We start from the raw sequence: 19270 nt of genomic DNA, 5'->3' as shown, positions 1-19270 counted from the left end.
TTGAGAAAAATTATTGTAGGTTCTAGGAGAAGTAAATTAGCATTAACGCAAACAAATTGGTTCATCAATGAGCTAAAGGCAGCAGGTGCGCCGTTTGAATTTGAAGTAAAAGAAATTGTCACAAAAGGCGATCAAATTTTAGACGTCCAACTTTCTAAAGTTGGCGGTAAAGGGCTTTTTGTAAAAGAAATTGAACAGGCACTTTTTGATAAGGAAATTGACTTTGCTGTTCATTCTATGAAAGATATGCCTGCGGTACTACCTGAAGGTTTAGTCATTGGTTGTATTCCACCACGTGAAGATGCGCGTGATGCATTTATTTCTAAAGGTCATGTGAAGTTTGCAGATCTTCCTGCAGGAGCGGTAGTTGGGACAAGTTCTCTTCGACGTAGCGCTCAACTCTTAACGATGCGTCCAGATATTGAAATAAAATGGATTCGTGGGAATGTAGATACACGTTTAGCAAAACTTGAAACAGAAGAATATGATGCGATTATTTTAGCTGCTGCAGGGTTAAAACGACTTGGCTGGAGCGATGATGTCGTAACCGAATTTTTATCAGTTGAAAATTGTCTGCCAGCAGTAGCGCAAGGTTCTTTAGGTATTGAATGCCGTAAAGATGACGCTGAATTATTAGCTGAACTAGCAAAATTAACTGATAATGCTACATGGCAAGAGGCACATGCAGAACGTGCTTTCTTAGCAGCTATGGATGGCGGTTGCCAAGTGCCTATCGCAGGGTATGCAAAGCTTAATGGGGAAGAAATTACACTTACAGGTTTAGTTGCTGCACCAGATGCCTCTGTAATTTATAAAGAGACTGTAAATGGTATTGATGCTGAAACAATTGGCAAAGAACTTGCTGAGATGTTAACGAAGCAAGGTGCCTATGATTTAATTCAACGTGTGAAGGCAGAGCAAGATGCAAAATAGTTTACCTTTACAGGGTAAAACAATCGTTTTAACAGGAACATCTAAAACAGCAACAGTTATAGAAGATATTTCCTCTTTAGGTGGTCAGGCAGTTTTTGCCCCATTGATAGAAACTTGCGAAATTATCGACATAAATGATGGCGTGCATTTAGAATGTGCGCGTCAATTTAACTGGCTAATCTTTACGAGTCAAAATGCAGTAGATGCTTTTGCTAAGAAGATGGATCGCAGTCATTTACGTGCAATTCATTTTCAAGGGAAAATTGCATCTATTGGAACTAAAACTACTGAGGCATTAGAGAAGTTAGGATTTCAAGTTAGCTTCATGCCTTCAGTATTTAGTGCTGATGTATTTGTTAAAGAGTTTCCAATTATTGCAGGGGACAATCCAACATGTTTATTTATTCGTGGAGAAAAAGCGAAAAAAACGTTAAAGGAAGGTTTGCCCTTTAAACTTAAAGAATGGACCGTTTATGAAACGATTGAGCGCCACGACCAAAAACAAGTAATTATTGATTGCATTCAGGAGCATGCAGACGTCACAGTAATATTTGCAAGTCCTTCAGCTGTAGATGTATATGCAATGGATGTAGCATCAATCGTTGGTTGGGAATCGGTACGTGTGGCAGCAATCGGTCATATTACAGAAGCAGCTATTTTAAACCACGGTGCTGCTGTAGACATTAAGCCGAGTGTTTATACAATGCAAGCAGTCATCGAGGAATTAACGAAAGTAGAGGAAAGAAAATGACAAATTTACAATTTCAAAGACATCGTCGTTTACGCGCAAATGCAACGATTCGATCTATGGTAAAAGAAACTTATTTACACAAAGAGGACTTAATTTATCCGATTTTCGTTATTGAAGGCGAAAATATTAAAAATGAAGTTCAGTCTATGCCAGGTGTTTTTCAATTTTCATTAGATAACCTAGGTGCTGAAGTTGATGAAGTTGTTGCTTTAGGTATACCTTCTGTTATTTTATTCGGTTTACCAGCGGAAAAAGATGCGGTTGGTACGGGTGCTTTCCATGATCATGGCATTGTACAAGAAGCTACGCGCCTTATTAAAGAACGTCATCCAAATCTTTTAGTTATTGCAGATACATGCCTTTGTGAATTTACAGACCATGGTCATTGTGGCTTAATCGAGGGCGACCAGATTTTAAATGACGCTTCTCTTGATGTTTTAGCACGCACTGCTGTATCACAAGCACAAGCAGGGGCAGATATTATTGCGCCATCGAATATGATGGATGGCTTTGTTGCTGCAATACGTACTGGTCTTGACGAAGCTGGATTTGAAAATGTACCGATTATGTCATATGCCGTAAAATATGCATCAAGCTACTATGGTCCTTTCCGTGATGCGGCTGATGGAGCACCACAATTTGGGGATCGTAAATCGTACCAGATGGATCCTTCAAATCGTATGGAAGCATTCCGTGAGGCAGAATCTGATATCGAAGAAGGTGCAGATTTCTTAATCGTAAAACCAGCTCTTAGCTATTTAGATATTATTCGAGATATGAAAAATAACTATACATTACCGATTGTTGCCTATAACGTATCTGGTGAATATGCAATGATTAAAGCTGCAGCTATTAATGGCTGGATTGAAGAGAAAAAAGTCGTGCTTGAAACATTGCTAGGTATGAAGCGAGCAGGCTCTGATTTAATTATCACATATCATGCTAAAGATGTAGCACGTTGGTTGGAGGAGAAATAAATGGCGCGTTCTTATGAAAAATCAAAGCAAGCATATGCAGAAGCTATTAACTTAATGCCAGGTGGGGTTAGTAGCCCAGTTCGTGCATTTAAATCTGTCAACATGGACCCGATATTTATGGAATCTGGTCACGGTGCAATTATTAAAGACATTGATGGCAATGAATATATCGATTACGTATTATCATGGGGGCCTTTAATTTTAGGTCATACTCATCCAGACGTTGTAAAAGCTATTGCTGAAACAGCAGCAAAAGGCTCTTCATTTGGCGCACCTAGTTATACAGAAAATCGATTAGCTAAATTAGTATTGGATCGTCTGCCTGGTATGGAGATGATTCGCTTTGTATCATCTGGAACAGAGGCAACGATGTCTGCATTACGTGTAGCGCGCGGTGTAACAGGACGCGATAAAATTTTGAAATTTGAAGGGTCATATCATGGTCATGGTGACTCATTACTTATTAAAGCTGGCTCGGGTGTAGCAACATTAGGCTTACCTGATAGCCCTGGTGTACCAGCGGATATTGCTCGTAATACATTGACGGTTGCTTATAATGATTTAGAAGGTGCTCAACAAGTATTCGAAAAATTTGGTACAGAGCTTGCCGCAATTATCGTTGAACCAGTGGCAGGTAATATGGGCGTTGTACCGCCGCAACCAGGTTTCCTCGAAGGTTTACGTGAGTTAACAACTAAACATGGTGCATTGTTAATCTTTGATGAAGTAATGACGGGCTTCCGAGTGGACTATGGCTGTGCTCAAGGTTACTTTGGTGTGACACCTGATATGACAACGCTAGGAAAAGTAATTGGTGGCGGGCTGCCTGTAGGTGCGTTTGCTGGTAAAAAGGAAATTATGGAGCAAGTAGCACCAGCTGGGCCGATTTATCAAGCTGGCACACTATCAGGTAATCCATTAGCAATGACAGCAGGCTATGAAACTTTATCACGCCTTGATGCAAACTCCTATGAGTATTTTAAAAAATTAGGAGATCAATTAGAGGAAGGTTTCCGTGCAGCTGCTACAAAATACAATATTCCACATACTGTTAATCGTGCAGGTTCTATGATTGGTTTCTTCTTTACGAATGAAGATGTAATAGATTTTGCTTCAGCAAAAACGTCTGACTTACAATTATTTGCTGAATATTTCCGCTTAATGGCAGAGGAAGGTATTTTCTTACCACCTTCACAATTTGAAGGATTATTTATTTCGACTGCACATACAGAAGAGCATATTGCGAAAACTGTCGCAGCCTTCCATAAAGTGTTTGAACAATTAGCAAAATAACATAAAGCCATCCATTTAGGGTGGCTTTTTTTATTAAAATTAAAACTTTCAGCATAGCCAAATTGTGGGCGTTTTAGTTTATAATAAAACTATTCATAATAGAAAGTAGTGAATTAAAATGGCAACAGGCACACATTCAGTAGAAGTACCCGTAGCAATCGAGCATGTATGGGAATTTGTTAGCGATATGGAAAAATGGGCAAAGCTTGTCCCAGGCTATAATGCACATACAATGATAGATGATAAGCAATCTACATGGACATTTAAAGGTAATGTTGGTGTACTGAAAAAAACAGTTGAAGTAGAAATTACAATTTTAGAGTGGACAGCACCATCAAAAGTAACGTTCAATTTAAAAGGGTTATCAGATAATTTCACAGGAAACGGTTATTTCCTTGCTGAAAGTATTGATGCAGATAATACAAAAATGACAGGCTTTTTAGAGGTAACAGCAGGGGGCTTAGCTGGTCCTGTTTTAAACCCTATCTTTAAGCCAATTGTTCCAAAAGCTACCCAAATTTTAACTGATCGTGTAGCAAATAAAATTAAAATGGTTAACGTATAATCATAAAAAGCATGCCTGATTAAAATCGGGCATGCTTTTTATATGAAAGCTAACTTGCTAGTTGGCTAGCATACATTCCAATTGCAATTCATATGATGCAAAGGGAGGGATTATTATCGAAAAGAAAACTTGGAATATGCGAGAGACATTTTGTTTTCCGGGGTACGGTTGCCCAACAGAAATTGCTGCTGTACAGATAAAGCCACAATGGCAGTCAATGCAATTAGAAGATTCTTTAAGATTAAATGGTATTTATCATATTACAGCGCATGTACGCTTTGATTTTCAAAACATGCAAACTTTCATGGATGCTGAAGACTTAATAAGTATTGATGCGCTTGATGTTCAAGGAGACACAGGTTATTTTGAGTATGCGGTCCCATTAAATGTTGATTTACCAAAAGAGGCAGCGATTGAGGACTTAATGGTAAAAGACATTCGTCCGATACTTACCAATCAAAAGTGCCAATTAGAATGGACAGTGACAAGTACGTTTAGCGAATCGGTGCCAGTAGTCGAACAAGTCGATGCTTTAGAAGAAAAGCTTGTAGAAGCTACAACGCATGATGCAGTGGAAGAGTCTGCATTTGTTGCGCAATCTGTTCAAGTAAAGCAACCGACAACTGTAGAAGCTAGTGCAGCTATTTCAAAATCTAAACAATCTGCACCTGCCGAGCAAAAAATCGTCCTTAGAGAGTCTTCAAGCCTTACTGCTGTGCGAGAATCGAGTTCTTGGCATGAAGTGCCGACGATGATATGGGATTTAACAGAAGGCTATACACCACTCAAAGTTCGTGTATCAAATGATATCTTTCAAAAGTAAATAGCATAGAAGCAGTAAAAGTAATAAGATGATAAGGTCGCCAGAAGTTGGGATGATTATGACACGTATAAACTGAAAACCACAAATCGGTATAATAATTGTTCTACAATAAAATCGAAATTGTCGTAGCCAAGGTGGTAAAAGCCAAGGGTTATACTTACGTCGTCGCATATGAATAGTCACTTCCTTTTTCTATTTACTTTTTAAGACTAGCTGAAATTGACGAAATCACTTGAAAAAATACATGAATTTGCGGTACAATGTGTAAAATCGAATATGGATGCTATGACAGGGAAGAGTAGATTATTTGTGCAATTATAGAGAGGGAACGGTAGCTGAAAAGTTTCTATTTGTGCGTAATTGAACGTAGCCCTCGAGCAGCTTTAGTGAACTAGTAGTAGTTAAAGCCGGTTAAACACCGTTAACGAATTGAGAGCCAGTTGTAATAAGCTTAAGTAAATCAAGCATGAATCATTATTTCGAGATGATAAGGGCATTTAGAGCACTTATTAAATGACAAATAGTGGTGTGTAAGAGTACTAATCTTAAAATGCTGGAATTAAAGGTGGTACCGCGAACTTAAACTCCTTCGTCCTTTTGTTGACGATAGGAGTTTTTTTATTTGCTAAAAAGATGTATGCATTTTATTAGCAAATAAGCCACGTGCAATTGTCACGGATTTATTCGGTGTGAATACACTGAAAAATCAAGACGAGTGGTTATCTAGTTTGCCAAAGCTGACGTATGTCAAAATTATTTACCAACAGGAGGAGACAATATGACAGAAAACATTTCAATGCCTACGAAATATGATCCACAATCAATTGAAACGGGTCGCTATGAATGGTGGTTACAAGGTAAATTTTTCGAAGCACAACCTGAAAGCGGAAAGGAACCATATTCCATCGTAATTCCACCACCAAACGTAACAGGTAAATTACACCTTGGTCACGCGTGGGATACAACGTTACAAGATATTTTAATCCGTATGAAGCGCATGCAAGGTTATGATGCACTTTGGTTACCAGGAATGGACCATGCAGGTATTGCAACTCAAGCAAAAGTAGAAGCAAAACTGCGTGAGGATAATATTACACGTTATGATTTAGGACGTGAAAAATTCCTAGAAAAAACTTGGGAGTGGAAAGAAGAGTATGCTGGGCACATTCGCTCACAATGGGCGAAGCTTGGCCTTGCATTAGACTACTCTCGTGAACGTTTCACACTCGATACAGGTCTATCAGATGCTGTTAAAACGGTTTTCGTTCAATTATATGAGAAAGGCTTAATTTATCGCGGTGAGCGTATTATTAACTGGGACCCAGCAGCGAAAACAGCCTTATCGGATATTGAAGTAATCTATCAAGATGTTCAAGGTGCATTCTACCACATGAAATACCCATTAGCAGATGGCTCGGGCTATGTGGAAGTTGCAACAACACGCCCTGAAACAATGCTTGGTGACTCTGGTGTAGCAGTTCACCCGAAAGATGAGCGTTATCAACACTTAATTGGTAAAACAGTTATTTTACCAATTGTGGGCCGTGAAATTCCAATCGTAGCAGATGATTACGTTGATATGGAATTCGGTACAGGCGTTGTAAAAATGACTCCAGCCCATGACCCGAATGACTTTGAAGTTGGTAACCGTCATAACTTAGAACGAATTCTTGTTATGAACGAAGATGGCACAATGAATGAGCTTGCTGGTAAATACAATGGCATGGATCGTTTTGAATGCCGTAAACAAATCGTAGCAGACTTACAAGAAGCGGGTGTCTTAATAAACATTGAAGAGCATATGCACTCTGTAGGGCACTCTGAACGTTCTGGAGCGGTTGTAGAGCCTTACCTATCAGCACAATGGTTCGTTAAAATGCAACCACTTGCAGATGCCTCTTTAGAGCTTCAAAAAGACGAGGAAGGTAAAGTGAATTTCGTTCCATCACGTTTTGAAAACACATATTCTCGTTGGATGGAGAATATCCGTGACTGGTGTATCTCTCGCCAATTATGGTGGGGACACCAAATTCCTGCCTGGTATCACAATGAAACAGGCGAGATTTACGTAGGGAAAGAAGCTCCTGCTGATGCAGAAAATTGGACACAAGATGAAGATGTATTAGATACATGGTTCTCATCTGCACTATGGCCATTTTCTACAATGGGTTGGCCGGACGAGGCAAATGAAGAATATCAACGTTACTATCCAACAAGTACGCTTGTAACGGGCTATGATATTATTTTCTTCTGGGTTTCTCGTATGATATTCCAAGGTATTGAATTTACAGAACAACGCCCATTCAAAGATGTATTAATCCATGGATTAGTACGTGATGGTGAAGGACGTAAGATGAGTAAATCACTTGGTAATGGTGTGGACCCTATGGATGTTATTGAGAAATACGGTGCTGATTCACTTCGTTATTTCTTAGCAACAGGCTCTTCTCCGGGTCAAGATTTACGTTATACAACTGAAAAAGTAGAGTCTGTTTGGAACTTTGCTAATAAAATTTGGAATGCTTCTCGTTTTGCATTAATGAACATGGATGGTATGACGTATGATGAAATCGACTTGACTGGTGAAAAATCAGTGGCTGATAAGTGGATTCTGACTCGTTTAAATGAGACGATTGAACGTGTAACATCATTAGCAGAACGCTATGAATTCGGTGAAGTAGGTCGTGAACTATATAACTTCATTTGGGATGATTTCTGTTCTTGGTATATTGAAATGGCGAAATTACCAATGAATGGTGAAGACGAAGCTGCTAAAAAAACGACTCGCTCTATATTAGCTTATGTACTAGACCAAACAATGCGTCTATTACATCCGCTTATGCCATTCATTACAGAAGAAATTTGGCAACACTTACCGCATGAAGGTGAGTCGATTACAGTTGCAGCATGGCCAACTGTACGCACAGACCTTCACTTTGCAGAGGAAGCAGACAATATGAAGCTTCTTATGGATATTATACGTTCAGTGCGCAATATTCGTGCGGAAGTTAACACACCAATGAGCAAAAAAGTACCATTATACATTTCTGCTAAGGATGCTGCTACGGTTGCCATTCTTGAAGCCAATAAAGGCTATTTAGAAAAATTCTGTAATCCAGAGTCATTAACAATTGGTGAAGGCTTAGAGGCTCCAGGACAGTCTATGACTGCTGTAGTAACAGGGGCAGAGCTATTCTTACCACTTGTGGGACTGATCAACCTGGAAGAAGAGATTGCTCGTCTTGAAAAAGAATTAGAAAAATGGGCTAAAGAAGTGAAGCTTGTAACTGGTAAGCTGTCAAATGAAAAATTTGTTTCAAAAGCACCAGAAGCGTTGGTTAATGCAGAACGCGAAAAATTAGCGGACTATGAAGATAAACATGCCGTTGTATTAAAACGTTTAGAAGAACTAAAAAATATGTAATAACATAGTGAATGATAGAAACAGCAGATGGCGAAAAAGTCATCTGCTGTTTTTCTTTTTGTAAGCCAAAAGATATGTGTTGAGTTAGGAAAAAATGTATAGTATCATACAATGTAGTTAGTATAATAGATAAAGGCAAACTATCCGAAAGGTTAGGACGCAAAGCCTAGGGTCTAAGGTGAAGAGAGAATTGTTTTCTTTCAACTACGATTGCCTGGTTACCATTTAAAGTAATTTCATTTAATTTTATGGCTATTCTATGTTGATTAGAATGGCTTTTTTCTTTGGTATGAAAAATAAAAATGGAGGTTTATCATGTCTGGAAATATTGGAACAATAGTTGTGAAGGTGAACAAAGCCTGTGATGATTTAGATTTTGTTAATGCAAGAGGGCTGATAGAGGCAAATTTACTAAAGCTATCGGAAGCGAAATACTATCGTTTATTAAACGCAAGCGGGCGCGTTCTTATTAAACATGTTTTAGCGAATAGAAGTGGGCAAAATGAAGTGAATAAAACATTAACACGTACAGATTTACTAGTTATTAATAAGATTAATGAATATTGTTCAAATTTTGATATTTCGATGTTGAAAAGAACATTAAAGAACTCGTTTGATTTAGTGCAAAGATCGGATGTTTTGCCACTTTTAAATAATGATGCAAAAATTATTTTAGATGATATGGGTGCGCTATTAGGTGTCCATCAATTACAATAATTTGCTGTTTATTTGAAATAAACTAGTTGAAAACACACAGATAATCACTCCTAAAGTGCTTTTCTGTGTGTTTTTAAAATTGTGTCTGAATTGTTTGTGTGCCTGGCACCCTTTATACTAGAGTGAGAGGGAGTGTTTCTTTTGTTTACAACGATAAAAGCATGTACAGATTTTATTTTTACATTAAAAGCAGTTGATTTTAAACGTGAGCCATTAGTAATGATGCGTGAAGTATTGGCCCGTTTGGGAGACCCGCAAAACAAGCTACGAACTATACATTTAGCTGGTTCCAATGGCAAGGGGTCTACAGTAAACGTATTGAGGGAAATGTTAGAGGATACAGGTTATCGAGTAGGAGCTTTTACTTCTCCACATTTAACACGCGTTAATGAACGAATGACTATCAATGGCACGCAAATTTCTGACGAGCAATTTTTACAGTATATGAACAATATCGCTTCAATTATTGAGGCGCATTATAATGGGGACTATCCGAGCTTTTTTGAAGTCGTAACACTTATTATGTTCCAGTATTTTGCTGAAGAAGAAGTAGATTTTGCACTAATTGAAACAGGGCTTGGCGGTCGTTTAGATGCGACAAATATCATCACACCACTTGTTTCAATTATTACGACAATTTCATTGGAGCATACAGCATTTTTAGGCGATACGTATGCGAAAGTTGCATTTGAAAAGGCAGGTATTATTAAAGAAGGAGTACCTGTTGTGGTAGGGGTTAAAAACGATGAGGCGCTTGATGTTATTCAAAAAGTTGCACAAGAACGTCATGCGGAATGCCTTGTTTTAGGAAACGATTTTCACGTAGTGGCAAAAAATCAAGGGATTGTTATGCAAACCTTCAACTATCGTAACGCAAATGTTGAAATAAATGATATTCAACTAAAAATGGCTGGTGAGCATCAAATTGCGAATGCCAGTCTTGCCATTACAGCGATGGATATTTTACGTGAGCAAGGACATATTCAACTAACAGAACAATCAATGCGTCAGGCGTTGCAAAATGCTCAGTGGGCAGGCCGCTTTGAACAATTTCCAAATAATATCGTGCTAGACGGTGCTCATAATTCTGAAGGAACAGCCGCGTTGATTCAAACACTTCAGACTGTTTATCCAAATCATCATTATCGCTTCATTTATGCAGCGCTGTCTGATAAGGATCATGCAAATAGTATTGCTTTAATGGATGGAATCGCTTCATCCATGTCCTTTACGCAAATTGGACTGCCAAATGCCATGCCAGCTGAAAAATTAGCGATGCTGTCTACGCATAATGACAAACAATATGATGCAAATTGGCAAGCAATCGTCCGTTCTGTTATACAAAGCAAGGGCCTTCACGATATTGTTGTTATTACTGGCTCACTTTATTTTATAGCGGAAGTTCGCCAATGGTTGCAGGAGGAAGTACGATGATTCCACAGTTTGATATATATAAGAAAAAATGGGCAATAACAAGCGATGATATCATTAAGCCTGGTCTAAAAGCTATTGAAGAGGCATTAGCGCTCGTAGGAAACCCAGAGAGAAAACTACAGATTGTACATCTTGCAGGTACAAACGGCAAAGGCTCAACACTTACATTTTTAGAGTCAATTGCACAGGAGCATGGCTTAAAAGTAGGCAAGTTTATGTCTCCATGTATTTTAAATGTGCATGACCAAATTCAAGTAACGAAAAAGCCCATTACAGAAGTAGAGATGGACCGCGTTTTTCAACAAATGAAAAGCGCTGGACTTAGCGGTAAACTAACAGATTTCGAATTATTAACGGTTGCTGCATTCTTGCACTTTGTTAATTGTGATGTCGATGTGGCTTTAATTGAAGCAGGAATGGGTGGCTTATTGGATAGCACCAATGTAGTGATGCCAATTGTCTCCATTATTCCAAGTATAGCGCTCGAGCATACGAAATTTTTAGGCTCAACAATCGAAAGTATTGCTGAGCATAAAGCAGGGATTATTAAACAAAATCGTCCAGTTGTTATAGGTGAGGTACCTTTAGAAGCGAAGGCAATAATTAATAATGTAGCACATGCAAAGCAAGCACCAATTCTTGAGCTTAAAAAACAATTTACGCTAGAGCAGTCGAATCATTATGAGTGCTATAAAAATAATGAAAAAAACATCTGTATCTCCAATCTTACACGTAATATGAAAGGGCCACATCAAGGAAATAATATGGCATTAGCCATCACTGCTTTTATCGAAGTGGCTACAGTACTAGACGTTGCTATTAACGAAGAAAGTATACGCCGTGGAATAAAAGTGGCACGTATTTTAGGACGATTTGAAGAAGTAATGCCTTATATTATTTTTGACGGTGCACATAATCCTGCTAGTGCAGAGAAATTGGTCGAAACTGTTCGTCTTGAATTTCCTAATGAGTCGGTTACCTTCGTTATCGGCATATTAGGTGATAAAGATGTAAAAGAAGTTTTGCAATACTTTGAGCAAATAAGTGATAGCTTTTATTTTGTTGATTTTGATAATCCACGTGCAATGTCAGCAAAAGATATGGTAGAACTAAGTAATGCACCGCACAAAGCGGTTTTAAGTGATTATCTTCAATTTATTCAGCAGCAATCAGAAAATAAATGTAGAACTATTGTATCAGGCTCTTTATATTTGTTAACAGAAGTGCGTAGTAGGTTGCTACAACAAAACAATTAGGACCGTTAAGCCATTTTCACCCCATTGCGTCAAATTATGTATATGTCATTGTTAGAAGGACAAGCAATTCGTCATCGTTCTACTGAAAACAACGTAACATTACTTTTGATAAATTACAGGTTTTCTGAATTTAGCAGAAGTTTGATACAAGCTATGCACTGCTTTCTATAATACCTAGCCCAAATGACCAAGAGAACACAAAAACATCGGCTAGATAGGATGATGTGACGAGCTTTGAAAGTTATGGACGATTTTTGATAATTAATAGCGATAAATTTTTTAGGCGAGACGACAGCAGTCTCGTCTTTTTTCATCCTCATTTTGATAGGTTGAAATAAGAGGTGATGAACGTATGAAAATTGTTAGTCAGGTAATAAGAAAACAAATAGTGCGCGCAATGCTAATTGGTGGCATCGTCGGGCTTTTTGGTGTAGCCATTTTTTTAGGCGTTCTCCAGGCGAGTACCCAATTTTCTTTAAAAAAGGACAGTGAGGTAGCGAAAAACGAAACTGAAACACAAGCAGAAACAGATTCAGAAACAATACCGACAGCAGGAGGTACTGGGACCTCAACTATGTTTTATGCGAGTCAAGCTGGTGTATTTTCTAATTATGAAAGTGCAAGTGCATTTATAGCAGAACATCCTACACTGCAAGAAAGTGCAGTAGTAGAAGTAGAGGGTAAATATTATGTTTGGACAAGTATGGTGACAGCGGAAAATGACTTAGTTTTTTTAAAGGATCCTCCAACATTTAAAAAAGCATTTAGTGTTAGTGGCGATAGTTGTAAAGAGGCGACAATTGCAGAAATAACAAATGTATTAGCTGATAAAAATACTAAAAAATTAAATTTTAGTGAGGCAGCAAATGATTCTACGCTACCTTCTGATTGGCAAAGCATTGGCAAGGCCGCAACCTCTATTTCCAGTGATATAAGCATTATACGCCTTCAAATTTTCGCGCATTACAAATCAAAAAATGCTTGTCTTCAAACAAAATTTTAAGTAGATAATTTAGCTAAAAGCGCATTATCTTGATTTTTAGAAAATTTTCAAATACCACATTCTCCGTTATGATAGAGAGAAGGAGGAATGGTGAAATAATGTTTGAAACGAATCATAAATTAGTGCTTGCTTCCGCTTCACCACGACGAAAAGAATTGCTTGCTATGCTTGACCTTCCGTTTGAAATTGTGACAAGTAATGTAGAAGAGACAAGCGTAACAGCAACAACAATGCATGATTATGTAAAAGGTGTGGCACTTCTAAAAACGCGTGATGTAGCGCAAAAAAATCCAAATGCAACGATTATTGGTGCAGATACGATTGTCGTCTTTGACAATGAGCTACTGCATAAGCCAAAAACCCGTGAGGAAGCAATTTCTCACTTATCACGTTTATCAGGCAAGCGTCATGCGGTCATGACTGCTGTTGCCATCATTGAACCAAATGGATTGGAAACGACATTTGTGGAAGAAACAGCCGTTGTATTCCATACTTTATCGCAGGAGCTTATAGAAGCGTATGTAGCATCTGGAGATCCTTATGATAAGGCAGGCGGTTATGGTATTCAAACAGCTGGTACCCTTTTAGTTGAGCGAATTGAAGGAGATTATAACAATGTTGTGGGGTTACCACTTGCAGCGTTGTTTGCGCAATTGGTAGCACGACATATTATCCAATTTGCGAAGGAGTGAAACTAATTGCCAATAGACGTTTTACCAGATATGATGATTCGTGACGTCAATATAGCAGACCGACCACGTGAACGACTTTTAAGGCAGGGGGCAAAGAGCTTATCCAATCAGGAGCTGCTAGCCATTTTACTGAGGACAGGCACGAAGGAAGAATCTGTACTTGTACTTGCCAATCGTGTTTTAAGTACATTTGAACGTTTACATCATTTAAAACATGCGACAATTGAAGAAATGGTTGCCATAAAAGGTATTGGAGAGGTAAAGGCAATCCAAATTTTAGCTGCAATCGAGCTTGGAAGGCGCTTGTCTCAAAAGCAAAATGATGACAAGTATACTGTTCGTTCTCCACAAGATGCCGCTGCATACCTAATGCCTGATATGACCTCACTGAGTCAGGAACATTTTGTTGTACTTTTTCTTGATGTAAAAAATCAAATCATTCATAAAAAAACGATTTTTATCGGGGGTTTGAATGCGTCCATTGTACATCCGAGAGAAATTTTTCGGGAGGCTGTAAAGCGATCCGCTGCTACTATTATATGTGCTCATAATCATCCAAGTGGTGTGCCGACACCGAGTCCGGAAGATATAGAGGTAACGAAAAGAATTCAGGAAGCTGGTTTTATTATTGGTATTGAATTACTTGATCACGTCATCATCGGTGACCATCAATTTATTAGCTTAAAAGAAAAAGGTTATTTTTAGCACTGTACGATTAAAGGCTTTTTAAATAAGTCTTGCATAGGACGCACAACCTTTACTGGACAAGCAAAGGCTGTTAGCAGTCGTACAATTAACTTAGCTCCTCGTCTGCTAAATGCGCGTATTAGTAAGGAGCATGTCGCTCACGCATGCAATACGCAGTAGTGGAGCTTGCTAGTTTTACTACAGAACAGCTTTTTGTAAATTAAATAGCTTTGTTGACAAGCTGAGCTCTGCAAATATTTTGCAGAGCTCTTTAGATTGATACTTCTGTTAATATAAGTGACTCCCTAGCACATTTATTTAGGAGAAAAAATTTTTCTAGTATATTTTAGCTTTAGTATAGTTTGAGCGATTTTAAGCACTTTAATAAAAAAATGAACCTTTTTGATTGAATGACGTTATTGTATTCGTAGAAATATCTATAGCATTCACAAAAATTGGTAGCCTATAATGCGTTGTTTTACATGAAAAAAAATAATATGCTAATCTATACGTACTATTTTTAGTTTAAGAGGGAATTAAAATAGTAAGTTTTCTGCAAGATGAGGTATGTGGCACTACAAATTCTTGCATTTATCCGTTATAATGAACGGTATGATTTTATGTCAACGATAGTATGGCTTAAATAGAAAGGGAGTACACAATTTGTTTGGATTAGGTAGTAAAGATGTCGGGATTGACCTTGGCACAGCGAATACATTAGTTTTTATTAAAGGGAAGGGGATCGTTTTACGCGAGCCTTCTGTAGTAGCGAAAAACACAAAAACAGGAGACATCGTTGCAGTTGGTAATGATGCGAAAAATATGATTGGCCGTACACCTGGGTCAATCGTGGCGATTCGTCCGATGAAAGATGGCGTTATTGCTGATTATGATATTACAACAGCGATGATTGAATATTATTTAAAAGAAGCTTGTAAGAATTCTGGCGGTAATTGGAAAAAACCGAATGTAATGATTTGTGTGCCATACGGTATTACATCGGTTGAACAACGTGCAGTTATCGATGCATCTCGTCAAGCAGGCGCAAAAGAAGCCTTTACAATCGAAGAGCCATTTGCAGCAGCTATTGGAGCGAACCTACCAGTTTGGGATCCAACAGGTTCGATGGTTGTTGATATCGGTGGTGGTACTACTGAAGTTGCGGTTATTTCTTTAGGTGGTATCGTTACAAGTGAGTCTGTACGTATCGGTGGGGATGCGATGGACCAATCGATTATTTCATATATCCGTAAATCGTATAACTTAACAATTGGTGAACGTACAGCGGAAGCAGTAAAAATGGAAATTGGTACAGCGTTTGCTGAAGGACCTGATGAGAAAATGGAAATTAGAGGTCGTGACCTTTTAACTGGTTTACCAAAAACGATTGAAATTTCGTCTCAGGAAATTTCAGAATCATTGCGTGAAGCGGTATCATCAATTATTGATGGTGTACGAAAAACGTTGGAACAAACACCTCCAGAATTATCTGCTGACGTGATGGAGCGAGGTATTGTTTTAACTGGTGGTGGCGCGTTATTAACGAATTTAGACAAAGTTATTAGCCGTGAAACAAATATGCCTGTATTTATTGCTGAGGATCCATTAGACTGTGTAGCTATTGGGACAGGTAAAGCTTTAGATCATATTGATTTAATTCGTCAACAACAAGTAAAAGGGTAAGGAGGTTTAGGCAATGCCACATTTTTTTTTCAATAAGAAAGTAATACTGCTACTTGTGGGCATGGTTTTTCTTGTGGCATTGATTAGCTTCTCATTACGAGATCGGACGAACGCAACTTTACCAGAGCAAATTATTAAAGATACTGTCGGCGTCGCACAATCTATTGTTGCGAAGCCGGCGAATTACATAACTGGTATCTTTAATAATATTGACTCCCTCTTAAACACGTACGAAGAAAATAAACGTTTAAAAGCACGCTTAGAAGATTTTGCAGCTGTACAAGCCGAAGCATTGGTATTAAAATCTGAAAATGAAAAACTACTAGAACTTACAAAGTCAGAAAGTTTAAAGGCGTTTAATCCTATTCAAGCAACGGTTATTGCTAGAAATCCTGACCAATGGGAAGAAAAAATTATTTTAAATAAAGGTTCATCTCATGGTGTAGAAAAAAATATGGCAGTTATGACAGCGAAAGGGCTAGTCGGTAAAATTACGTTAGTGACCCCTTTCACCTCTGAGGTTGAGCTTTTATATACAAATAATCCTAACTATCGTGTTTCAGCGATGGTTTTAGGAGAAAAAGAGGCATACGGTTTAATCGAGGGCTTTGATAAAGAACGAAATGAACTCATTATGAAGCGAATCGATTCTAGCTTAACTGTAAAAGTAGGCGAAAAAGTAGTTTCTTCAGGTCTTGGTGGTATTTTCCCTAAAGGTGTACCAATCGGAGAAATTACGGAAGTTAGCACAGATGATTTTGGCTTAACGAAAATGGCTTATGTAAAACCATCTGCTGATTTTTCTATTTTAGAAAATGTTGTAATCGCAAAACGATCAGTAACAGTTATTGATGGTTCTGACGGTGATGCAACAAATGAAGATTTAACAAATCCACAAAAGGTTACTGAAGAGGGGGAAAAGTAATGGTTCGATTTCTTATTCCCTCTGTTGCAGTATTGCTATTTTTACTAGAACCAGAGTTTGCTATGCTCTCACCGATTGAAGTGGGAGGGCATATCTATTATCTAGTACCTCGATTTTTAATTTTATACTTAATATTTATATCCATCTATTACAGCCGTCAACGAGCGGTAATGTATGGACTTTTTTTTGGTGTCTTGTATGATGTGTTTTACATTGATATTATTGGATTATATTCGGTACTATATCCGCTTATTTGTTTTTTAGCAGGGTCTATCGTGAAAATAATTCATCAGCACTTAGTTGTGACAACGACTATTTCAGTTGTTTTAGTAGCAATTTTAGAATTCGTACTTTATCAATTCTTCTACCTAATCGCTTTTACAACGATACCGTTAACGGATTTCTTACAATCACGACTACTACCAACAATCATTGCTAATACGTTATTTTTAATGATTCTTGGTTGGGCCTTCAAGTATCTAATTAATGCGCGTGTCTTACAGAGAGCACGTGAAGTTTCTTAATATCAAGAGCAACGTGGGGTGAGGCATTCATGAAAAAACAATTAGTTAATATGAAGGGAACAAAGGATGGTTTTGTTCTTCGTTTAGACGATCAATGTTCGTATGCCGATTTAGTAGATGAGCTAAAACGAAAAGTTTCAGAAGGCGGTATCGATGGTAAAGTAGATGTACAATTACATTTAGGCTATCGATACTGTTCAGATGAACAAGTAAAAGAGCTAGTAAAAATTGTTCAAGAATCAGAACAGTTAATTGTAGCAAAGGTGCAAAGTGATGTACTGACTGTCCATGAAAGCAACCAGAAAATGATAGAAAGCCAACAAGATACATATGTAGGAGTGGTCAGATCGGGACAAATTCTACGTGCCACTGGGGATATAGTAATTGTGGGGAATGTGAATCCGAATGGACGTGTAGAAGCTGGTGGTAATGTTTACGTCCTTGGCAGACTAAAGGGAATTGTACATGCAGGTGTACATGGAAATAAGGAAGCAATTATTGCTGCCTCTCGTTTAGAAGCCACACATATTATGATTGCTGATCAGGTTGAGGCAATGTCAGATGAACATGTAAAAGCTATCAATCAAGCAGACATGGCTTGTGCATTTATTGGCTATGATGGGCGTATTGCGTACGATCAAATTCATGCGTTAAAAAATATTCGACCATTATTGAATGTGTCTAAGGGAGGAAGCTAGTGTGGGAGAAGCGATCGTCATAACTTCAGGTAAGGGCGGTGTCGGTAAAACGACAACAACGGCTAACCTCGGGACTGCATTGGCTCTACAAGGGAAAAAAGTATGTTTAGTAGATACAGATATTGGCTTGAGAAATTTAGATGTCATTCTAGGTCTCGAAAACCGTATTATTTATGATTTAGTTGATGTTGTTGAAGGACGATGCAAGATCCATCAAGCATTAATTAAAGATAAACGTGTAGATGATAAACTATTTTTATTACCTGCTGCTCAAACGACAGATAAAAATGCTGTCACACCTGAGCAAATGGAGAGCTTAGTAGAGGAATTAAAGAGAGACTATGATTATGTTTTAATTGATTGTCCCGCTGGCATTGAGCAAGGCTATCGCAATGCAGTGGCAGGTGCAGACCATGCAATTGTTGTAACGACACCAGAAATTTCAGCTGTACGAGATGCAGATCGAATTATTGGACTGCTTGAACAAGAAGAAATAACTGCTCCTAAACTAATTATTAATCGTATTCGTCAGCATATGATGAAAAACGGCGATACACTGGATGTCAATGAAATTACAACACATTTGTCAATTGATCTATTAGGCATTATTGTCGATAGTGAAGGTGTTATCTCATCATCAAATAAAGGTGAGCCAGTCGTTATGGATCCGACTAATAAAGCATCTTTAGGTTACCGTAATATTGCCCGACGCATATTAGGTGAATCTGTGCCCTTGATGGCTATCGAGGACGAGCATCGAGGAATGTTCTCAAAACTTAAAGCATTGTTTTCAAGATAATTAATACCTTTTCGTGCATGTGCGCGGAAAGGTTTTTTTATTGAAAGCGAATTGTGTGAGAATTGTGTGAGTGACTGGCACATTTT

The 19270-nt window shown here is 38.1% G+C and carries 18 protein-coding genes, 1 riboswitch and 1 other annotated feature; all 18 genes read left to right on the top strand.

The features are described 5' to 3' along the window. A complete protein-coding gene (hemC, locus tag ACIQXW_RS12175; RefSeq protein WP_340823306.1) occupies nucleotides 1–933 on the top strand; it encodes a hydroxymethylbilane synthase in 933 nt (310 codons plus the stop codon). After that, nucleotides 923–1684: a uroporphyrinogen-III synthase gene (locus tag ACIQXW_RS12170; protein WP_402762372.1), complete on the top strand. Its 762-nt coding sequence runs from the start codon at nucleotides 923–925 to the stop codon at nucleotides 1682–1684. Before hemC ends, ACIQXW_RS12170 begins: the two co-directional genes overlap by 11 nt. Next, nucleotides 1681–2661, top strand: coding sequence for a porphobilinogen synthase (gene hemB, locus ACIQXW_RS12165; protein ID WP_340823308.1), 981 nt, complete (start codon nucleotides 1681–1683; stop codon nucleotides 2659–2661). Before ACIQXW_RS12170 ends, hemB begins: the two co-directional genes overlap by 4 nt. Continuing rightward, nucleotides 2662–3954 (top strand): glutamate-1-semialdehyde 2,1-aminomutase, encoded by a 1293-nt coding sequence (gene hemL / locus ACIQXW_RS12160; protein ID WP_340823309.1) that lies wholly within the window; start codon nucleotides 2662–2664, stop codon nucleotides 3952–3954. It abuts the gene before it with no gap. Nucleotides 3955–4072: 118 nt separating this feature from the next. Beyond that, nucleotides 4073–4519, top strand: coding sequence for an SRPBCC family protein (locus ACIQXW_RS12155; protein WP_340823310.1), 447 nt, complete (start codon nucleotides 4073–4075; stop codon nucleotides 4517–4519). A 136-nt stretch (nucleotides 4520–4655) separates the two neighbouring features. Beyond that, on the top strand, nucleotides 4656–5342 hold the full coding sequence (locus tag ACIQXW_RS12150) for a valyl-tRNA synthetase (RefSeq protein WP_340823311.1): 687 nt from the start codon (nucleotides 4656–4658) through the stop codon (nucleotides 5340–5342). 276 nt (nucleotides 5343–5618) lie between these two features. Continuing rightward, nucleotides 5619–5942 (top strand) — a binding site (T-box leader). 178 nt (nucleotides 5943–6120) lie between these two features. Next, nucleotides 6121–8766: a valine--tRNA ligase gene (locus ACIQXW_RS12145; protein ID WP_402762367.1), complete on the top strand. Its 2646-nt coding sequence runs from the start codon at nucleotides 6121–6123 to the stop codon at nucleotides 8764–8766. Nucleotides 8767–8890: 124 nt separating this feature from the next. After that, a riboswitch (cyclic di-GMP riboswitch) is annotated at nucleotides 8891–8992 on the top strand. An 89-nt stretch (nucleotides 8993–9081) separates the two neighbouring features. Beyond that, a complete protein-coding gene (locus ACIQXW_RS12140; RefSeq protein ID WP_402762364.1) occupies nucleotides 9082–9483 on the top strand; it encodes a hypothetical protein in 402 nt (133 codons plus the stop codon). 141 nt (nucleotides 9484–9624) lie between these two features. Further along, nucleotides 9625–10917 carry a bifunctional folylpolyglutamate synthase/dihydrofolate synthase gene (locus ACIQXW_RS12135; RefSeq protein ID WP_402762361.1) on the top strand — a complete coding sequence of 431 codons (1293 nt, stop codon included), beginning with the start codon at nucleotides 9625–9627 and terminating at the stop codon, nucleotides 10915–10917. Beyond that, nucleotides 10914–12173 carry a bifunctional folylpolyglutamate synthase/dihydrofolate synthase gene (locus ACIQXW_RS12130; RefSeq protein WP_402762358.1) on the top strand — a complete coding sequence of 420 codons (1260 nt, stop codon included), beginning with the start codon at nucleotides 10914–10916 and terminating at the stop codon, nucleotides 12171–12173. Before ACIQXW_RS12135 ends, ACIQXW_RS12130 begins: the two co-directional genes overlap by 4 nt. Before the next feature lie 352 nt (nucleotides 12174–12525). Then, a complete protein-coding gene (locus tag ACIQXW_RS12125; protein ID WP_340823398.1) occupies nucleotides 12526–13176 on the top strand; it encodes a hypothetical protein in 651 nt (216 codons plus the stop codon). Between the two features lie 98 nt (nucleotides 13177–13274). Then, nucleotides 13275–13868, top strand: a complete 594-nt coding sequence (locus tag ACIQXW_RS12120) for a Maf family protein (protein WP_340823400.1) — start codon at nucleotides 13275–13277, stop codon at nucleotides 13866–13868. Between the two features lie 33 nt (nucleotides 13869–13901). After that, entirely contained in the window at nucleotides 13902–14573 is a 672-nt protein-coding gene (gene radC, locus ACIQXW_RS12115; RefSeq protein ID WP_402762515.1) for a RadC family protein, read from the top strand. A gap of 645 nt (nucleotides 14574–15218) precedes the next feature. Further along, complete coding sequence (locus ACIQXW_RS12110; RefSeq protein ID WP_340823403.1) at nucleotides 15219–16238, top strand: rod shape-determining protein; 1020 nt, start codon at nucleotides 15219–15221, stop codon at nucleotides 16236–16238. Nucleotides 16239–16251: 13 nt separating this feature from the next. Further along, a complete protein-coding gene (gene mreC, locus ACIQXW_RS12105; RefSeq protein WP_340823405.1) occupies nucleotides 16252–17163 on the top strand; it encodes a rod shape-determining protein MreC in 912 nt (303 codons plus the stop codon). Then, nucleotides 17163–17687, top strand: a complete 525-nt coding sequence (gene mreD / locus ACIQXW_RS12100) for a rod shape-determining protein MreD (RefSeq protein ID WP_340823406.1) — start codon at nucleotides 17163–17165, stop codon at nucleotides 17685–17687. The genes mreC and mreD overlap by 1 nt, the downstream gene beginning before the upstream one ends. A 29-nt stretch (nucleotides 17688–17716) precedes the next feature. Then, entirely contained in the window at nucleotides 17717–18385 is a 669-nt protein-coding gene (gene minC / locus ACIQXW_RS12095) for a septum site-determining protein MinC (RefSeq protein ID WP_340823407.1), read from the top strand. Nucleotide 18386: 1 nt separating this feature from the next. Beyond that, entirely contained in the window at nucleotides 18387–19184 is a 798-nt protein-coding gene (gene minD, locus ACIQXW_RS12090) for a septum site-determining protein MinD (RefSeq protein ID WP_172772210.1), read from the top strand. The last annotated feature ends 86 nt before the right edge of the window (nucleotides 19185–19270 follow it).

The organism is Lysinibacillus sp. NPDC097162, from assembly GCF_044762185.1.
GTDB lineage: Bacteria > Bacillota > Bacilli > Bacillales_A > Planococcaceae > Lysinibacillus.
Note: the sequence above shows the minus strand (reverse complement) of the source record. Positions and strands in the feature narration are given on the sequence as shown.

Coding starts and splice junctions, on each gene's coding strand:
- ACIQXW_RS12170 (WP_402762372.1), top strand. CDS start 923: ATGCAAAATAGTTTACCTTTACAGGGTAAAACAATCGTTTTAACAGGA.
- hemB (WP_340823308.1), top strand. CDS start 1,681: ATGACAAATTTACAATTTCAAAGACATCGTCGTTTACGCGCAAATGCA.
- hemL (WP_340823309.1), top strand. CDS start 2,662: ATGGCGCGTTCTTATGAAAAATCAAAGCAAGCATATGCAGAAGCTATT.
- ACIQXW_RS12155 (WP_340823310.1), top strand. CDS start 4,073: ATGGCAACAGGCACACATTCAGTAGAAGTACCCGTAGCAATCGAGCAT.
- ACIQXW_RS12150 (WP_340823311.1), top strand. CDS start 4,656: ATGCGAGAGACATTTTGTTTTCCGGGGTACGGTTGCCCAACAGAAATT.
- ACIQXW_RS12145 (WP_402762367.1), top strand. CDS start 6,121: ATGACAGAAAACATTTCAATGCCTACGAAATATGATCCACAATCAATT.
- ACIQXW_RS12140 (WP_402762364.1), top strand. CDS start 9,082: ATGTCTGGAAATATTGGAACAATAGTTGTGAAGGTGAACAAAGCCTGT.
- ACIQXW_RS12130 (WP_402762358.1), top strand. CDS start 10,914: ATGATTCCACAGTTTGATATATATAAGAAAAAATGGGCAATAACAAGC.
- ACIQXW_RS12125 (WP_340823398.1), top strand. CDS start 12,526: ATGAAAATTGTTAGTCAGGTAATAAGAAAACAAATAGTGCGCGCAATG.
- ACIQXW_RS12120 (WP_340823400.1), top strand. CDS start 13,275: ATGTTTGAAACGAATCATAAATTAGTGCTTGCTTCCGCTTCACCACGA.
- radC (WP_402762515.1), top strand. CDS start 13,902: ATGATTCGTGACGTCAATATAGCAGACCGACCACGTGAACGACTTTTA.
- mreC (WP_340823405.1), top strand. CDS start 16,252: ATGCCACATTTTTTTTTCAATAAGAAAGTAATACTGCTACTTGTGGGC.
- mreD (WP_340823406.1), top strand. CDS start 17,163: ATGGTTCGATTTCTTATTCCCTCTGTTGCAGTATTGCTATTTTTACTA.
- minC (WP_340823407.1), top strand. CDS start 17,717: ATGAAAAAACAATTAGTTAATATGAAGGGAACAAAGGATGGTTTTGTT.